Origin of the sequence: Paenibacillus sp. CF384 (assembly GCF_900106745.1) — a bacterium.
In the GTDB taxonomy this organism is placed as follows: domain Bacteria; phylum Bacillota; class Bacilli; order Paenibacillales; family Paenibacillaceae; genus Paenibacillus_Z.
On the sequence record NZ_FNNV01000010.1, the window covers coordinates 234119 to 250599 of the forward strand.

The window sequence follows — 16481 nt, forward strand, 5'->3', positions numbered from 1 at the left end:
GTACATCCTAACCGATGTACGGTTTTTTTTCTATACATTCCCTAATTTACAAGAATTGAATAATATCTTTAGCCCAATTTAATACCTTAGTTGTTACACTTTTCTTATCCCTATTGAAAGGTGGAGTTACTAGAAAATGGTTCATATTCGCAAGAGAATGTCGCGGGCTGCAATTGCCGCCTCCCTTCTCGCAGGCTTTCTGACATCATCTTACCTTCCGACCCCTGTACACGCACAAGCCGCCGATGAGCGAGCATTTACGATTACGGACGCAGCCATGGATACTTCGGGCGGCGTATTGGCAAGTGCCGTTGTGACGCCTTCTAGCGTAGAACATGCCGGGGAAGAAACGGTTATTTTTGAACTGTTCGATGGCACTGAACCGATCGGAATTGCAGCTCTGACAAAGGATATTGTGGGCAGCGAGAAAGTGACCGCGCATTTCAATAAGACCGGAAGCAGCCTGTCCGTCAAAGTATTTGTCGTGGATTCCTATAACGGAAAGCTCACTGAGGTGGGCAATAGTCTGGCTGATCCGATCACGATCGGTTCGACCTTGAAGCTGCGCATCATGGAAACGACGGATGTACACACCAATTTCATGAACTATGATTATTACAAGGATGCTCCCGCTGAGAATGTCGGTCTAGTCAAAACAGCCACTTTGGTGAAGCAAGCACGCTCAGAGGTGAAGAATGCGCTGCTTGTCGATAACGGCGATTTGCTGCAAGGCACGCCGCTCGGCACGTATATGGCCAAAGTAGCGCCGCTCCAAGACGGCGACGTCCATCCTGCCTATAAAGCCATGAACCTGATGGGCTACGATATTGCAACCTTCGGCAATCATGAATTCAATTACGGGCTTGATTATTTAAATGAAACTATCGATGACGCTGCATTTCCTTATGTCAATGCGAACGTCTATGTGGACGATCACGATGCCGATCCAAGCAACGACGTCAATAAGTACAAGCCGTATGTCATTATGGACAAAACGTTCAAGGACGAGAACGGTCAATCGCAGACGGTAAAAGTAGGCTTCATTGGTCTCGTGACGCCTCAAATCATGGACTGGGATAAAGGCAATCTCGAAGGAAAAGTCACTGCGAAGGATATCGTGGCGACAGCCGAGAAATTCGTTCCTCTTATGCGCGCTGAAGGCGCAGAGGTCGTTGTTGCCCTCACGCACTCCGGCTTTAACGTTAATGCTGAGGCAGGTAAAGGTGCTGAGGATGCGGTTTACCCGCTCAGTCAAGTGGCAGGCATCGACGCCATTACGTTCTCGCATACCCATAAGGTTTTCCCTGCTGCCAGTGTCAGCGCGCTTGATCCGCTCTTCAAGGACGCGAGCGGCAACCCGCTTCCCGGCGTCGATAATGCGAAAGGCACAATCAACGGCGTTGCGGCTGTACAAGCTGGTTTCGGCGGCGCCAATCTTGGCATCATCGACCTTATCCTGAACAAAACAAACGGCAAATGGAAGGTTACGAATTCGCAATCCTCCAACAAATATATCTATGACACCGTCAATAAGCTACCGCTCGCTGATGCGGACCCTGCGGTCGTAAATGCGATTAAATCCGAGCATGCAGCGACAATCGCGTATGCGAACCAAGCAATCGGTCAAACGTCAGCTCCTATTTACAGCTACTTTGCACTCGTCCAGGATGACCCTTCCGTTCAAATCGTCACGCAAGCTCAGAAATGGTACGTGCAGCAGGAACTGATTACGAACAATTCCCCGGACAAGGATCTTCCGATTCTATCTGTAGGCGCTCCGTTCAAAGCCGGCCGCAACGGCCCAAGCGAATATACGGATATTAAGGCAGGCGATCTTGCCATTAAGAGCGCCAGTGATCTGTATCTCTACGACAATACGCTGAAAGCCATTAAAGTGAAAGGCTCCGTCGTGAAGGAATGGCTAGAGATGTCTGCCGGTATGTTCAATCAGATCGATCCGAGCAAAACAACCGAGCAGCCGCTGTTGAATTCGTCCTTTCCGGTATTCAACTTCGATGTCATGGATGGCGTCACGTATCAGGTAGATGTCACTAAACCGGCCAAGTACACCAAAGACGGTACGATTAACGATGCTGCATCCAGCCGGATTGTTAACCTGCTTTACAACGGGAAACCAGTTGATCCCGATCAAGAATTCATCGTGGTCAGCAACAATTACCGTGTTTTCGGCGGAGGTAACTTCCCTGGTGTGAAAGGTGCGCCGCTCGTACTGGATTCCGCTAGCGAGAATCGCCAAATTCTGATGGACTACATCTCGGAGCAAGGTACAATTAATCCGGCCGCTGACAACAACTGGTCGATTGCACCTGTTCAAGGCGATGTTAACGTCACGTTTACGACTTCTCCGGCAGCCAAAACATACTTGAGTGCTAATCCAAGGATCACGTCCCTCGATCGTACGGACGAAAAAGGATTCGGCATCTACAAGCTTGATCTTCACGGCGATGTAACGCAGCCAAGAGAGAATGTGAAGGTACAGCTGTTAGGTATTAATGATTTCCACGGTCAGTTGGACTACTCTACCGTAGCGGGAGGCAACGTTCTAGGTGGTGCAGCTTACTTGGCAACTTACCTCAAGCAGCACGAGGCAGATAACCCGGCAAACACCTTGCTCGTCCATAACGGTGATGCCGTAGGTGCAAGCTCGCCGGTGTCATCGCTGGAGCGCGATAAGCCTACTCTCGATTTTCTAGAACTGCTCGGCTTCAAAGTCGGAACGCTCGGTAATCATGAGTTTGATCAAGGTATTCCTGCACTCATGGCTCAATTGAATGGCGGTCCAGATCCAATCAATACGAGCATTACGCATGCAAAAACGAAGATCGATTATATCAATGCCAATGTGCTCGACAAAGTGACAGGCGAACCTATTATTGCCCCATATGTCATTGAGGAGGTTGGCGGGGAACGAATCGGCTTCATCGGTGTTGTCACGATGCTGACGCCAAGCAAAGTTTCTCCTTCCGCGCTTGCACCGGTCAATATCGTGGATCAAGCTCCCGTGGTAAACGCGGCCGTTGATGAATTAACCGCCCAAGGCGTCGAAGCGATCGTGGTGCTTGCTCACGACCCCGCTTCACAAAGCGGTACGACAATTACCGGCGAGGCAGCTGACCTTGCCAATGCCGTAAGTGACGAGGTAGACGTTATTTTCGCTGGCGACAACCATGCCAAAGTAAACGGAATCGTCGACAACAAGCTCGTTTTCCAAGCCTACTCTTATGGTACGGCATTTGCCGACGTTGATCTTGAAATCGATCCGCAAACACATGATATCGTGAAGAAGGAAGCGACGATTGTCGACGTCAATCAAGCAGGCATCACACCGGATGCTGCGGTTAGTGCAATGGTACAAGCAGCCCTTGACAGACATCCTGAGCTTTCCCTGCCGGTAGGCCTCACTGAGGTTGCCTATAAGAAAGATAATGCCTATACGCAAGAAATTGCGCTTGGCAGCCTGATCGCCGATGCCATGAAGGATGCGATGCAAACCGATTTCGCATTCATGAACCCGGGTGGTATCCGCGCTGATTTGCCGCTTGGCAATGTGCTCTACTCCGATCTGTTCCGTATTCAGCCTTTCGGAAATCAGCTCATTAAGATGACGTTGACAGGCGCGCAGATTAAGACCTTGCTGCAGCAGCAATGGGGAGAAACGGCAGCCAGCACGAAAACACTGCAAATCTCCGGGCTCAAGTATACGGCCGATTTCAGTAAACCGATTGCCGAGCGAGTCGTCTCCTTGACGAAAGAAGATGGCACCGCAATTACCGATACGGCTGAATACACGGCGGTAGTCAATAATTTCATGGCAGCCGGCGGCGACAACTATACGATTCTAACGCAAGGCAAGCAGCCGACAGCGGGGTCGACCGATATTGATGCTTTCTACAGTTACGTGTTGAAAACGTTCAATTACGGAACCATTACCGCAGCTGTGAAAGGCCGCATCACGAATATAACGACAACTCCATAACTAGAAAGGAGCATCAAGTTGAAGAGAAACGCATTCCTGTTAACGGCATTGTCTTTGTCACTCGCGCTGGCTGTGCCTGTCGCAGCTCCGTTAGCTGCTGCCTATGCTGAGAGTTCATCGCAAGCTGCTGCTGGCACGACAATTGACGCTGCAGCTAGTGTCGCTGCCGGCAGTTCGGTTTCGATCAGCGGCACGACTAATGCCGCCGAAGTCATCGTAAAGGTCATCAGTCCGGACAGTACAATCCTATTCTTCGACATTGTGAAGTCTGCCGATGGCCGTTATAGCACATCATTTCAACTACCTAGTGCCGCAGCAGTCGGCAGCAGCTTTCAGGTTATCGCCGGACAAGGTACGGACGTCTCGACCAGGACAATTACTGTGGTCTCAAACGGCAGCGGCATTCCTTCATCTCCTGTGGATAATGGGAATCCCGCAGCTCCTGATGGCGTGACGACCGTTCCATTCAAGCCGTCCGATGTGTCCTCCGCGGTTAATGGCATAGCTACTTTGGATGCTAGCAAGGTCACTGCCGCCAAGTCGGACCTGCAAATTCCGGCATCCGTTATTCCAACCATCGGCAATAACAGCTTCCGTATTCTGCTTCCGAATGGAACCGTCACGCTGCCGAAGGAAGTGCTAAGCGCTCTCTCCGAGCTAGCCGGCTCCGATAAGGATGCCAGCCTCTCGCTGCAATTCAGCAAGCTGACAAGCAGTGAAGCCCTAGCTGCTGTTGCTAAGCTCGGTGAAGCCGGTACCGGCATTAAGCCGCAAGGCCAAGTCATTGAGCTGATCCTTGCGATCGTATTCAAGGATGGCTCCAAGAAGAAGCTTAGCAGCTTCACGAAGCCGGTCACGCTGCAGCTTCAGCTGTCCGAAGGCGCGGATGCCCGCCTCGCCGGGATTTACTATCTCTCGGATGGCGGTGTTATCGAGTACATTGGCGGGACCCTCAAAGGAAACATACTAACCGCTGAAGTAGGCCATTTCAGTCAATATGGCGTGTTCTCGTATACGAAGAAGTTTGCCGATGTACCAACGACTCATTGGGCAGCCGATGTGATCGAAGAGCTGACTGCGAAGCATGTCGTGCAAGGCATATCCACAGACAGCTTCGGTCCGAAAGCCAATGTAACGCGTGCCGAGTTTGTTACGATGCTCGTTCGCGCTCTTGGGCTGAAAGCGACAGGCGAGGCGCCGTTTACCGACATCAAAGCGGGCAGCTGGTATGCTGAAGCGACTGCTGCGGCTTACGAGAACGACATCACATCCGGCGCCGGTGCTGGGAAGTTTGAACCGACTAAACCGATTACTCGCGAAGAAATGGCCCTCATGATTACTCGCGTCTATGAGAAACAGCATGGTCAAGCCAGTGGCAGCGCCACTGACATCGATTCATTCAAAGACAAGAATGCCATCAGCAGCTGGGCGAAAGAAGCGGTTGAAGCCGCCGTTCATGAAGGGCTTATGGTTGGCAGCAATCAACTCTTCTCCCCTCGCAGCCATACAACACGTGCAGAATCCGCACAGGTGCTCTACAACTTACTGTTTCGCGCGTAATACAAAGAGCCTGCCGTCATATTGACGGCAGGCTCTTCTACTGTATATGCGGCGATCAACGAAGACCGCGCTTATTGTGGCCGGTCACATGAACCGGTTGGACGTACGGCCGAATTCGATCCATCAGACGCTGCCCCTTGTGCAGCTCATCACCGTCTTTGTTCGTAAAGCTAAAGTGCTGTTCAATGGCATCCAACCCGTAATTGGACGTGTAGAACGTCGGCTTGCGGTTCATCCGGTAATTCAGAATGGCACCAAGAACATGATCCCTTACCCAAGGATTCAGGTTCTCCGCTCCGATATCATCGAAGATCAGAAGATCCGTCTCCTTCATAAGATCCACCGTTTCCTTCAGCTTGCCTTGCTCCAGCATCAGCGATTTCAAGTCTTCCACAAACTCCGGCATGTACACAATCGCGCCAGTGAAACCCGCCTTGGCCAGCTCATGGAGCATGTAGCACATAAGGAACGTCTTCCCCGTGCCGAAAGAACCCGTTAAATAGAGCCCTTCCTTCTGGAGTCCGCTATCCTTGGTCACGTTAATGTACTTGATAATCTGACCGACAGCTTTCATCCGTTCGATATCCTTCGACACGATCTCATCCGCGGAGTAACCTTCTAACAATGCCCGATCATCGACGTAGAAGCTGCGGATGCGGCTTCGGATCTTGTTCTCGCTTTGTCTGGCAATGAGCTTCTTGCAAGTCACTTTGCGATCGTTCAACTGCACCTGGCCGCCAACTGTTTCACAGCTGAGCTCCGTATAATGTCCTTCAAAATCATTCGGACATTGGTCAAGTCCAGGACAGTTGCTGCAAACCCGAAATTCTTTGGTGCATTGATAGATTTTATTTAAATTAAGCCGTATTGTTTCATTGTCCAGCTCCGGATATTTGGAACGAAGCTTGCCGACGAGTGGGTCAGCAAGCAGTTCTTCCATTAATTTATCCGCTTGCCTTAATGCGCTTCCGCCTCCCGGCATCTGCTTGAGCAAATCACCCAGCGATTCCATTCCCATAAACCTTCACCTCGATTACGTCGTTTTCCCATCCAGCTTGCGAGCCATTCGCCGGATTTCCTCCATCTCCTCCGCTGAAAGCGGCGTTCCGCTTGGCGCTTCGGGCATGATCGGAATCGCCGGTTTACGGCGTCCGCGCGGCGCACCGGAACCGCCCCCCGTATTCCCTCTCGGAGTCTGCTGCACGCCGTCGCGGCGGCGTTCTTTGTCGCTCTCGAGCTTCACCTGGTCACGCACATAGCCTACTGCTTTCTCGAACGAGTCAATTCCTTTGACAAGCATATTGGATGCGACACGGTCGATATACGCTTCCGTAACGCGCTGAGAATCATTTAGAACGATGACATAATGAATAAGTACGTTAATAACAGAACCTTGTATGCGATAATTAAGATCAATCTTCTCGAAGACGCGAATCATCCAATCCGGGACGGCTCCCGGGAAGAATCGTGAAATAAAGCGCGTGTGCGGCTCATTCCGCATCAGCATATTGTATTGATGAATGTCGCAGCGTCCCGCCAGCTGCGTCGGAACCTCCATGTAGTGCTCCGCTTGAACGGCCACTTCATCCGGCGGCTCTTCGCTGTCGTCCGCTCCTTGTTCTGCTTTCGCCGCAGCCACTCGTCCATATAGTCGCTGCCACTCATCCGTGCGCTTCCGATCTTGACGGTACATTTGATTCGCCCTCAGTTGGAGTTCATCAATAAGTAGTTCGCCTTTGCCGGAGAATACGTTGTCCTCATCAAGCAGCCGGACTAAATCAACGACGGTTAAATTGTATTTATAAGCGACGTAATTCAATTGAGCAACCGCATCATGATCACCGCGCAGCCGCTCGACATGATGTCTGTTTGCTGATTGGCGTGGAAAACGCATAAGGATTTCGCCATATCCGATGTTGGCTGTTTCCAGCGGCAGCTTAGGTGCAGGCTGTCTTGCCGGTGCAACTTCTGTAAGCGCCTGTTCGAGCTCCAAGTCAATGCCTTGCGTATTCAATCGGAACAGCTCGTAGAAAGGTACGGTTATATTATCGCGCTGCAGCTCCACGCTGGCAAGTTCATCCGATTCCTTGGCATAGAACGATTCCCTTAGGGCAATAACGGAGTGCTTGCCGACCTTATCGCGAAGCAGTAATGTCAAATGAGGGCTTCCGAAAAATTCATCCGGTGATAATGGCTTGACCAACTCGTATTCATAAACAACATCGTCATTGTCCGGCACGCCAAGCCTGGACACTTGCAGAAGGCCAACCGCTTCAAGCTTGGAAGCTTGGTTGATTAGATCTTGCCTGCCGCGCTCGTTCATTTCGAGGCCTAACCCCAGCAGCAGTTTGCGCTGCGCTTCAAGCGGCGAATAACCGACCCGATCGTCCGGAACCTGCTGATATAGGAACTGATAGAAACCTGCCGCGAACGCTCCGATCATAGATTGATAGATCAATCCGACCATTTTGCGATCAACCGCACTCAGCGAAAAATCGCGAAAGATGTAGCATCGATGATGCTCTGTAAAGTGGTGCAAATTGCCGATCCGCATCTCATTTGACTCCATCCGCCTTTTATTCTTCCTACTAGTTTACCATAAAAGAGGCCTGCATTTGAGGCACAGAAAAAAGAAAATTCCCCCGCTAGAGGGAACTTTCGCAAACCTAATGGTGATTGGCCGTGTTAGCCGCTCCTTCTTGAACGCCCTTGCTGATCAGTTCATCCAGCAAGGCTTCTCGCTCTTCGAACGTATCCGCGATTTCAGGATGCTCCTGTTTCGCCAGCCACTGCGTCATGACGAAAGCTGTCGTAACCGGCTCCTTCGTAAGCAGCTGCCTCCCCGCTCCAATGATGCCATACAGCTCGCTGTTCGGGAGTCGGCGCTTCAGATCGGCCGCATAATTCTGACCGGTCTTATCAGCGGTTCCATACAATACGAGAACGGGCTGCTTCAATTGAGGAAGCCGCTTCTGAACGGAACTATCCAAGCATGCAGACGTATATTCCCGCCACTTCGCGGAGTCGCCAAGCTTTGCTTCCGTATGCAGCTCTTCGAAGGAGGATTTGCTCCCAGCCTCCGACCAAGCCGCTTTGAAGGCTATGGGTCCCTTCGGGCCGAGAATGCTGGAGACGAACGCAGCCTGCAGCTTCGAGCGGGTGACGATATCCGTATAAGCGGAAGCGCCGGATACAATGACGCCGCCGAGGAAGCGCTCCGGATAAGCGAGCATGGCCTCCAGAGCCGGAAACGAGCCTGCTCCATAGGAGCACACATACGCTTGCTTCACCCCGAGGCCATCGAGCAGCCTTCTCATATCTTCCGCTATTAACGCAAGTGTCAGCCTTCCGCTGCCCGCCTCGCTGTATCCATGACCGCGAATATCGAAGCGGATTAGGTTGGTACTCGCCGTTAATTTCTCCTGCACGGCAGTAAACAAGCGGCTGGTCAAGCAAGGCGGATGCACACAAAGAATAGGCATTTGCTTCCCGAGCCCGGAACCATCTTGATGATAATGCAGTGCGGTATCGCCAATATTCAAAAACGGCATAGCGCAACACCTCGGCTTTCGTTGTCAGCCCATGTAGAAGCTGATTGCGAATTTCCCTTAGTATGGCCATGCCGTTTGATGTTTCATGTTTAGAACATTTTGTATCCGCCTTTGCGCAGCGCACGAATGGTCGCTCCGCTTACATAAGCGCCGATCAGCGCACCGATTGCCGGCAAAATATCCACAAAGGTAAAGGAGGTGAAATTGCCTGAAAAGCTCTTCGCATGATCCCATGTTTGCCACACAAACAGGGGTACAAGTACAAGTATAAATGCGTAAATCGGCATAAATGTTGTTTTAAGCAGCATATTCAGAATAAATCCGATTCCAAACATCATTACAAAGAACAATACAGTCGCAATAACCAGCTGTAAAATATTAACGTCACCGTTCATCCGAGTCGTCTACCCCTTTCGCTACGAATAGTGTAGTAGATGGCACATCCGAAGTCAATTCATTCAGGCGTGTTGTCACAAGTCCGTCATTTGCTCTCTTTTGCCGCGTTACGTTACAATGTAAACGACAAAGACAAATGACAGGGAGTGATCAAGATGAGTGAAGCAGCACAAACGCTCGAAGGCTGGTATGCCTTGCACGATTTTCGCTCGATAGATTGGACAGCTTGGAAGCTTGCGGATGAAGGCGAACGCGCTATTGCGCTGGACGAGCTTCAATCCTTCCTCAGCGAATGGCAGACAATTGAAGATAATAAACAAGGCAGCACCGCATTCTATTCCATCGTTGGCCAGAAAGCGGATTTCGTCATGATGCATCTGCGCGAAACACTGGAGGAGCTGAATGCCATTGAGAATGCGTTCAACAAAACAACCTTCGCCCAATTCACAGTTCCGGCTCATTCTTATGTAAGTGTGGTGGAATTGAGCAACTATATGGCAGCTCCAGGCACCGATCCGATGCAAAATCCGGAAATTCTCGCTCGACTGAAGCCGATTCTGCCAAAATGGAACCATATCTGCTTCTACCCGATGAACAAACGCCGCGAAGGCAACGATAACTGGTACATGCTCAGCATGGACGAGCGCCGCACCATGATGCGCAGCCACGGGATGATCGGACGCACTTATGCAGGCAAAGTCAAACAAATCATTACCGGTTCGGTCGGTTTCGACAACTGGGAGTGGGGTGTCACGCTGTTCGCGGAAGATGCGCTTCAGTTCAAGAAACTCGTCTATGAAATGCGCTTCGATGAAGTAAGTGCGCGCTTCGGCGACTTCGGCGACTTCTATCTCGGCAATCGGATGACCGACGAGAAGCTGCAAGAGCTATTCGCCATCTAAAATGATAAAAAGCGGATGAAACGTCTCAGGACGCCTCATCCGCTTTATTTGTTTAGTCTTCGTCATCCTCTTCGAGGATACGCTTCGCTTCGAGATACGCTTCCGTCTGACGGTCGCGCTCCCTGCCCTTCTCCTTAAGCCGCTCAATGCCCGGCAGTATGAGAATATCGACTTCCTTCTGCACCGTATATGCCAAGTCGTAACGGTTCTGCGACTCCAAGAAGGAGCCCACTTCCATCAGCGCGTTGTACCGATCCAGTTCATCGCGCGTCAGCAAACCACGAACCTGCACGCTGCAGTGTCGCATTACAGGAATTTACCTTTGCGAAGTACCAGTGGAATACCACCGATGATGTACAGGTAACGAACGTCAATAGCTTTCTTAAGCAATGCAGCTACGCCGCCTTTGTATTTCTTGCCGAATGCAAGACCAACCGCTTCGCCTTTACCAAGGGATGCAACTGTACCTTTGTTCTTGAATTCGAATTTCTTCAGCGGTTGGTTGCGAATCGAAGCTACCAGGTTGTGCGCGCAAGTTACGCCTTGCTGCATAGCGATCTGTGCAGTCGGCGGGAACGGGCGGCCTTCCGGGTTGAACATCAAGGAGTTGTCACCAACAACATAGATATTCTCATGGCCAGGTACGCGAAGCGACTCATCGACTTTAACGCGTCCGCGCATAGTCTCGATGCCTGCTTCTTCGATCAAACGGTTGCCGCGTACGCCGGCTGCCCAAATGACTGTTGCTGCTTTGATTTCTTCGTTGTCGCCAACGACTACGCCGTCAGGAGTACATTCTTTGATCGCTGTTCCGATGCGGAATGTAACGCCTTTCTTCGTCAATACTTGCATAGCGTACTCAACGAGCTCCGGATCGAAACCAGGAAGCGCAGTTGGAGCAGCTTCAATGTTATATAGTTTAACAAGCGATGGATCCACGTCGTTCTGCTTGCAAAGCTCTGGAAGACGATCAGCAAGCTCGCCCACAAACTCGATACCTGTGAAGCCGGCGCCGCCGACAACAAAAGTAAGGTAGTCTGTGCGGTGTGGTTCGCGTTTGTAACGTGCAAATTGGTACTCAATGTGTTCGCGGATTAGACGAACGGAGTTGATGCTGCGAATATTCATTGCATGCTCAAGCATACCTGGAATTCCAAAAGTTTCCGGCTCGCCGCCAAGACCGATTACAAGGTAATCGTAGGAAAGCGTACCGTCTTCAAGAATGACCTTCTTGTCTTGCGTGCGGATTTGTACAACAGTCGATTTAACGAAATCGATTTTGAATTCGTCAATCAGCTTGGAGATGCTCACGCGCGCGTTTTCGGTTTTGTCTGTACCCGCAGCAGGCATGTGCAAATGCGTTGTAAAGTAGTGGTAGTCATGCTTGTTTACAAGCGTTACATCAGCTTCATTGTAGTTGAGCTCTTTTTGAAGACGCAGTGCTGTCAAGATACCGCCGTAACCGGCACCAAGAATAACAATTTTCGGTATGTTGCTCATCGCAGGATCCCATCCATTCGTAATTTCTTTTTCTTTACAGACTTTGTGAAAAATTACACAAACACAGACAATGAATAATGTTAGTGTGTGACCCTTAGCCTACTTTTATGATAGTCCGTGTCTATTTTCGACAAATCGAATACTAATACCTCACATATTACAAACTTTTTCAGTAAAGTTCAAGGGTAATTTATACGAAAATATTTAGAATAACATCCAATTTTCTTATTTCCTCTTAGCTTGTCGAACAGATATAATGTACAAGAAGATGTAGATTCATCCAAGTGTAAGGCAGCATGTGCTCGTTCATTTTGTTACCTTTTTGGAGGTGTCAACGGTGTCCAACTCAACGAATCCCCAGCATGTCGATATTGCGATTATCGGCGGCGGCCCTGCCGGTATGTTTGCTTCATTCTATGGCGGTATGCGCCAAGCCTCAGTCAAGATCATTGAAAGTATGCCTCAATTGGGGGGCCAACTAGCCGCGCTATACCCGGAGAAGTATATATATGATGTGGCTGGATTTCCGAAAGTAACCGCAGGTGAGCTTGTGGAGCAATTGAAGAAGCAAATGGAATTATTCCAACCGGACATTCACCTGGAGGAGAAAGTCGTCAACGTCATTAAGCACGATGAACGCTCTTTCGAGATTGTGACGGACAAAACCTCGCATTACGCCAAAGCTGTTATCATTACCGCAGGAGTCGGCGCATTCGAGCCGCGACGATTGGAGCTCGCGCAAGCGACCCACTATGAGAAGAGAAATCTCCATTATTTCATTAGCGATTTGAACCAATTCAAAGGCAAGCATGTCGTTGTCACCGGTGGCGGCGATTCGGCGGTTGATTGGTCGCTCATGCTTGAGCCCATTGCTGCAAGCGTAACGCTCGTGCATCGCAGAGATAAATTCAGAGCTCATGAGCACAGTGTCGAGAATTTACTGAAGTCCACTGTCCGTGTACTAACACCATATGAAATTACTTCCCTGCATGGTACACACCATATTGAACGCATCACCTTACAGCATGGCAAAACATCCGATTTCACGGAGCTTCCGGTAGTCGATGCCCTCATCGTTAATTATGGTTTCGTTTCATCCCTTGGTCCGATTGCCGAATGGGGTCTCCAGATCGATAATGGTTCCATTGTTGTTAATTCTCGAATGGAAACGAGCGTTCCCGGTATCTTCGCTGCAGGTGATGTCACTACGTATCCCGGGAAGCTGAAGCTAATTGCAGTTGGATTCGGTGAAGCGCCGACTGCCATCAACAATGCCAAGGTTTATGTAGATCCTACCGCTAAGCTCTCACCCGGACATAGCAGCAATATGAAACTGTAGCCACCGAATATCTGCACGTATTACAAATCAAAAAAGGGTATCCTAATCTTTAGCCTGACATGCTGATCTACGTCGCAATGGCAAAGGAGGGTACCCTTATCTATGTTATGTCCCATCTGCAATGGCTTGGAGCAGCTTACGGCTATCTGTCCGGTTTGCTCCCTACAAACTGATGATTACGGACGGCTGGAAGACTTTGCCGGTCCTTATGCACCTTATCAGCCTGACACGTATACAAATAACGAGACGCTTCCTTCATGGTCACAATCAGAACAGAGCTGTGGACATATCGTATATTGCTCAAACTGTGTAAAGTCGTTTGAAGTATCGGTTTCTAAGTGGCACTGATGCGGGGACGAGTGCTAGGCTGTATTGCGGTAATTTTCCGGATTAAGTTGTCTGCGTTTCAGCTCCGCTCGCAGTAATAGAATAAACTCCGGATCCAATTCGAACTTATGCGCTGCGTCATAGGCATCGAGCAAAAGGTCGTCTGACAGCTGATCCATATTCTTCACTCCTTCCCTCTTTATTTCCATTTTCATCTTAGCATGTCCAAATAGGAAGGAACAAGCGTTCCGATTATCCACATACACTTGTGGACAGCATGTTGGTAAGATGTGGGTAATGGTCGAATAATGAGGAAATACCAATGAGGATATTGTGGATACGGTTATACACAGCCCGACAAAATCCACTTTTGATAAAAAAGTTTAATGATCCTCTATTAACCTATTAATCTATTATATTAAATCCGGTTAACTACTATTGAGGCCTCGTATTCACTTCGAAAATCCAGATTTTCCCGTTCCCATCTATGCCGTAATCAAAGCCTAACTGCCCAATCCCCGGGAACCGCCCCTCAAGCACTTCGGTGGAAAGCTGAGTAAGCAGCCGCATTTCACGTTTCTTGGAACCGACCGCAGCGCTGGAGAATGATCTTCTGATCCCCTCGGAACCGCTGAGAAGTGTACCGCCTCGGCATATATTGGTGACGAATAAGCCCGGTTTGGCCAAGCGGCCTACGATCGCCGTAATCGCCCATTGCCCGCTCGCCTGCTTCACGTATTTCACACGATAATCGATGGGTCTGCCGCTAATTGTAGCCAAACGAATTCCTTTCTGAATCAAATAGCGACGGGAGCTTTTCTTCGACAGCAGAGACTGATACATACCGTCAAACGTACTGAATCGGCTTGTTTTGGAGTAATAGGTATACTTGTAGGTACCCGATTCTTTGGACACTTTAATGACGCCGTTGCCGCCGGCACCGCAAACCGGCTTAATAACGACCATTCCATGCGATTGCAGCATGCTGTTTAAATTCATTTTCGAGAACATGCGTGTCGGTGGAATATGCGGGGCTATACGGCTGTGCGACAATAATGCCTCCGTTTTTGCCCATTTGCTCGCCAACTGTCTGCCTGTTTCCGATATCATCATTCCGTTCATTCCGTAATCCCATCCTTTCTTTAGATCTGTTCTATAGTTGACAGCATATGCCTCGCAGACATCTATCTCTTGGATGATTGTTAGGGTCAACTCGCCTTATTTAATAGGCTGATAGAGCAGAAATCGTGCCCAGTATTGCCCGGGCAATGAAACGGGAGACATTTGCCGCATGCCAAATACCCGGTTTGAACGCTTTAAGCACGTTTTACCAGGTGTTTGACTAGTTAGAATCGAGACTGAATCGTAAATTAGGTTAGGACTCTTCTTCTAGCTTCGGACTCAGAAAAGATAGGAACAGAACTGTAAATCCGGTGCCAGCATGTCCGACTAAAACCATAAATTCGACGACGCAATCAGACAAACGCTCACCTTCTCGCGCAGATTTCTTTCATCTTGCTTTCCGGTTTATTATAATGGGAAAGTAACCCAAATGAAGGAGTGAATCCACGATGAAGTATCGTAAGTTAGGCAAGAATGGTCCTGAGATCTCTGTAATCGGCTTTGGCTCATGGGCAATCGGAGGCGCCGGCTGGGCGAGTGCTTGGGGCAATCAAGATGATGCTCAATCCGTGGAAAGCATCCGTGCAGCACTAGACGCAGGCATTAATTTCTATGATACAGCAGCTGTTTATGGGCTTGGACACTCGGAGGTCGTACTTGGAGAAGCGCTTCGCGGCGATCGGGATAAGGTCATTATCGCGACAAAATGCGGCTTGGTCTGGGATGATGCACGGACGATCACCAAGAACGGGGCTTACGATTCCGTCATCCGTGAAGCGGAAGCTTCTCTGCAGCGGCTCGGTACAGACTATATTGATCTTTATCAAATGCACTGGCCGGATAGCGAAGTATCAGCGGAAGAGACAATGCGCGCGATGGACAAGCTTGTTCAGGACGGCAAAGTCAGATACGTTGGCGTCAGCAACTACAATGTCGAGCAGTTAGAACGATCACTCACTGTACGACACGTAGATTCGCTGCAGCCTCCCTATTCAATCTTGCGCCCGGCAGCCGAGCAAGAGCTGCTTCCATTCTGCTTGGCTAACGGCATCGGCGTAGTCGCCTACAGCCCTCTGACTTCCGGTTTGCTGTCGGGCAACTATACGTATGATACCAAATTCGGCGACGATGATTGGCGTTCTCGCAATAAAGCACATACCGGTGAAAGCCTCCGCAGCAATGTGGACAGAGCCGAGAAGCTTAAAGGGATCGCGGCACGTTATGACATTACGCTGCCGCAGCTAGCTGTCGCTTATGATCTCGCACATCCAGCGCTCACAAGCGCTCTGGTCGGCGTACGCAAGCCGAGCCATATTCTCGGTGTGCTGCCGGCAATTGATGTGGAGCTTGATGACGCAGTCATGGCGGAAATTCGCGCTATTGCGGTAGGGTAGTGTCAGAGGATAAGGAAGAAGAATAGCTATCGTTAAAAGATAAGAATTGTATGATATTCTTAGTTGTTCTTCTCACATCACATGATGATGAAAAATAGCTGCCGGCATTAGCCGGCAGCTCTCCGTGCTCGAGAAACCTTCCTCGATGAGCGCATGCTTTGTCGCTACCAATTCTAACGGTTGCCACAGTGCCTATTTGGCATAAATTCACCTGTTTTTTTTTTCTAACGGTTGCCAGCGAGCTTATTCGAACGTTCTCCACTAGGAACGGCCCCATGTGCTGTAAATAGCGTCTGTCACAACCGTTGCTATGAACGTTTTTGTCAAACCCAACGTATTTGCACCATGGAAACACTAGGCGCGGGGGCAAATATGCGAGCGACGGTTGGCACG

At 49.8% G+C, this 16481-nt stretch carries 13 protein-coding genes; 5 read left to right on the forward strand and 8 right to left on the reverse strand.

Going from position 1 to position 16481, the window contains the following annotated elements:
* Nucleotides 1-136: 136 nt before the first annotated feature.
* On the forward strand, nucleotides 137-3997 hold the full coding sequence (locus BLW29_RS17880) for a bifunctional 2',3'-cyclic-nucleotide 2'-phosphodiesterase/3'-nucleotidase (RefSeq protein ID WP_256208703.1): 3861 nt from the start codon (nucleotides 137-139) through the stop codon (nucleotides 3995-3997).
* 18 nt (nucleotides 3998-4015) lie between these two features.
* Nucleotides 4016-5557 (forward strand): S-layer homology domain-containing protein, encoded by a 1542-nt coding sequence (locus BLW29_RS17885; RefSeq protein ID WP_090982023.1) that lies wholly within the window; start codon nucleotides 4016-4018, stop codon nucleotides 5555-5557.
* Nucleotides 5558-5612: 55 nt separating this feature from the next.
* Here BLW29_RS17885 and dnaI read toward each other — a convergent pair whose 3' ends face one another.
* From dnaI to BLW29_RS17905, 4 genes are all read right to left on the reverse strand, one after another.
* A complete protein-coding gene (gene dnaI, locus BLW29_RS17890) occupies nucleotides 5613-6569 on the reverse strand; it encodes a primosomal protein DnaI (RefSeq protein ID WP_090982026.1) in 957 nt (318 codons plus the stop codon).
* 21 nt (nucleotides 6570-6590) lie between these two features.
* The gene (locus BLW29_RS17895; RefSeq protein WP_090982028.1) at nucleotides 6591-8111 is read right to left on the reverse strand and encodes a replication initiation and membrane attachment family protein; all 1521 of its coding nucleotides are present in this window, start codon (nucleotides 8109-8111) and stop codon (nucleotides 6591-6593) included.
* A 112-nt stretch (nucleotides 8112-8223) separates the two neighbouring features.
* A complete protein-coding gene (locus tag BLW29_RS17900) occupies nucleotides 8224-9108 on the reverse strand; it encodes an alpha/beta fold hydrolase (protein WP_090982030.1) in 885 nt (294 codons plus the stop codon).
* Nucleotides 9109-9197: 89 nt separating this feature from the next.
* Nucleotides 9198-9503, reverse strand: a complete 306-nt coding sequence (locus BLW29_RS17905) for a YuiB family protein (RefSeq protein WP_090982033.1) — start codon at nucleotides 9501-9503, stop codon at nucleotides 9198-9200.
* A 156-nt stretch (nucleotides 9504-9659) separates the two neighbouring features.
* On the opposite strand from BLW29_RS17905, the gene hemQ reads away from it, so the two are divergent.
* Nucleotides 9660-10406: a hydrogen peroxide-dependent heme synthase gene (hemQ, locus tag BLW29_RS17910; protein ID WP_090982035.1), complete on the forward strand. Its 747-nt coding sequence runs from the start codon at nucleotides 9660-9662 to the stop codon at nucleotides 10404-10406.
* Between the two features lie 52 nt (nucleotides 10407-10458).
* On the opposite strand, the gene BLW29_RS17915 is transcribed toward hemQ, so the two are convergent.
* On the reverse strand, nucleotides 10459-10713 hold the full coding sequence (locus BLW29_RS17915) for a hypothetical protein (RefSeq protein WP_090982037.1): 255 nt from the start codon (nucleotides 10711-10713) through the stop codon (nucleotides 10459-10461).
* Nucleotides 10713-11906 carry an NAD(P)/FAD-dependent oxidoreductase gene (locus tag BLW29_RS17920; RefSeq protein WP_090982039.1) on the reverse strand — a complete coding sequence of 398 codons (1194 nt, stop codon included), beginning with the start codon at nucleotides 11904-11906 and terminating at the stop codon, nucleotides 10713-10715. Before BLW29_RS17920 ends, BLW29_RS17915 begins: the two co-directional genes overlap by 1 nt.
* A 400-nt stretch (nucleotides 11907-12306) precedes the next feature.
* On the opposite strand from BLW29_RS17920, the gene BLW29_RS17925 reads away from it, so the two are divergent.
* Nucleotides 12307-13245 carry an NAD(P)/FAD-dependent oxidoreductase gene (locus BLW29_RS17925; RefSeq protein WP_371264743.1) on the forward strand — a complete coding sequence of 313 codons (939 nt, stop codon included), beginning with the start codon at nucleotides 12307-12309 and terminating at the stop codon, nucleotides 13243-13245.
* Between the two features lie 362 nt (nucleotides 13246-13607).
* Here BLW29_RS17925 and sda read toward each other — a convergent pair whose 3' ends face one another.
* Together sda and BLW29_RS17940 are read right to left on the reverse strand one after the other, a co-directional pair.
* Nucleotides 13608-13751 carry a sporulation histidine kinase inhibitor Sda gene (sda, locus tag BLW29_RS17935; RefSeq protein ID WP_090982044.1) on the reverse strand — a complete coding sequence of 48 codons (144 nt, stop codon included), beginning with the start codon at nucleotides 13749-13751 and terminating at the stop codon, nucleotides 13608-13610.
* A 256-nt stretch (nucleotides 13752-14007) separates the two neighbouring features.
* Nucleotides 14008-14694 (reverse strand): YheC/YheD family protein, encoded by a 687-nt coding sequence (locus BLW29_RS17940; protein WP_256208704.1) that lies wholly within the window; start codon nucleotides 14692-14694, stop codon nucleotides 14008-14010.
* A 449-nt stretch (nucleotides 14695-15143) separates the two neighbouring features.
* Between BLW29_RS17940 and BLW29_RS17945 the strand changes: the two genes are divergently transcribed.
* Entirely contained in the window at nucleotides 15144-16088 is a 945-nt protein-coding gene (locus tag BLW29_RS17945) for an aldo/keto reductase (protein WP_090982046.1), read from the forward strand.
* Nucleotides 16089-16481: the final 393 nt, after the last annotated feature.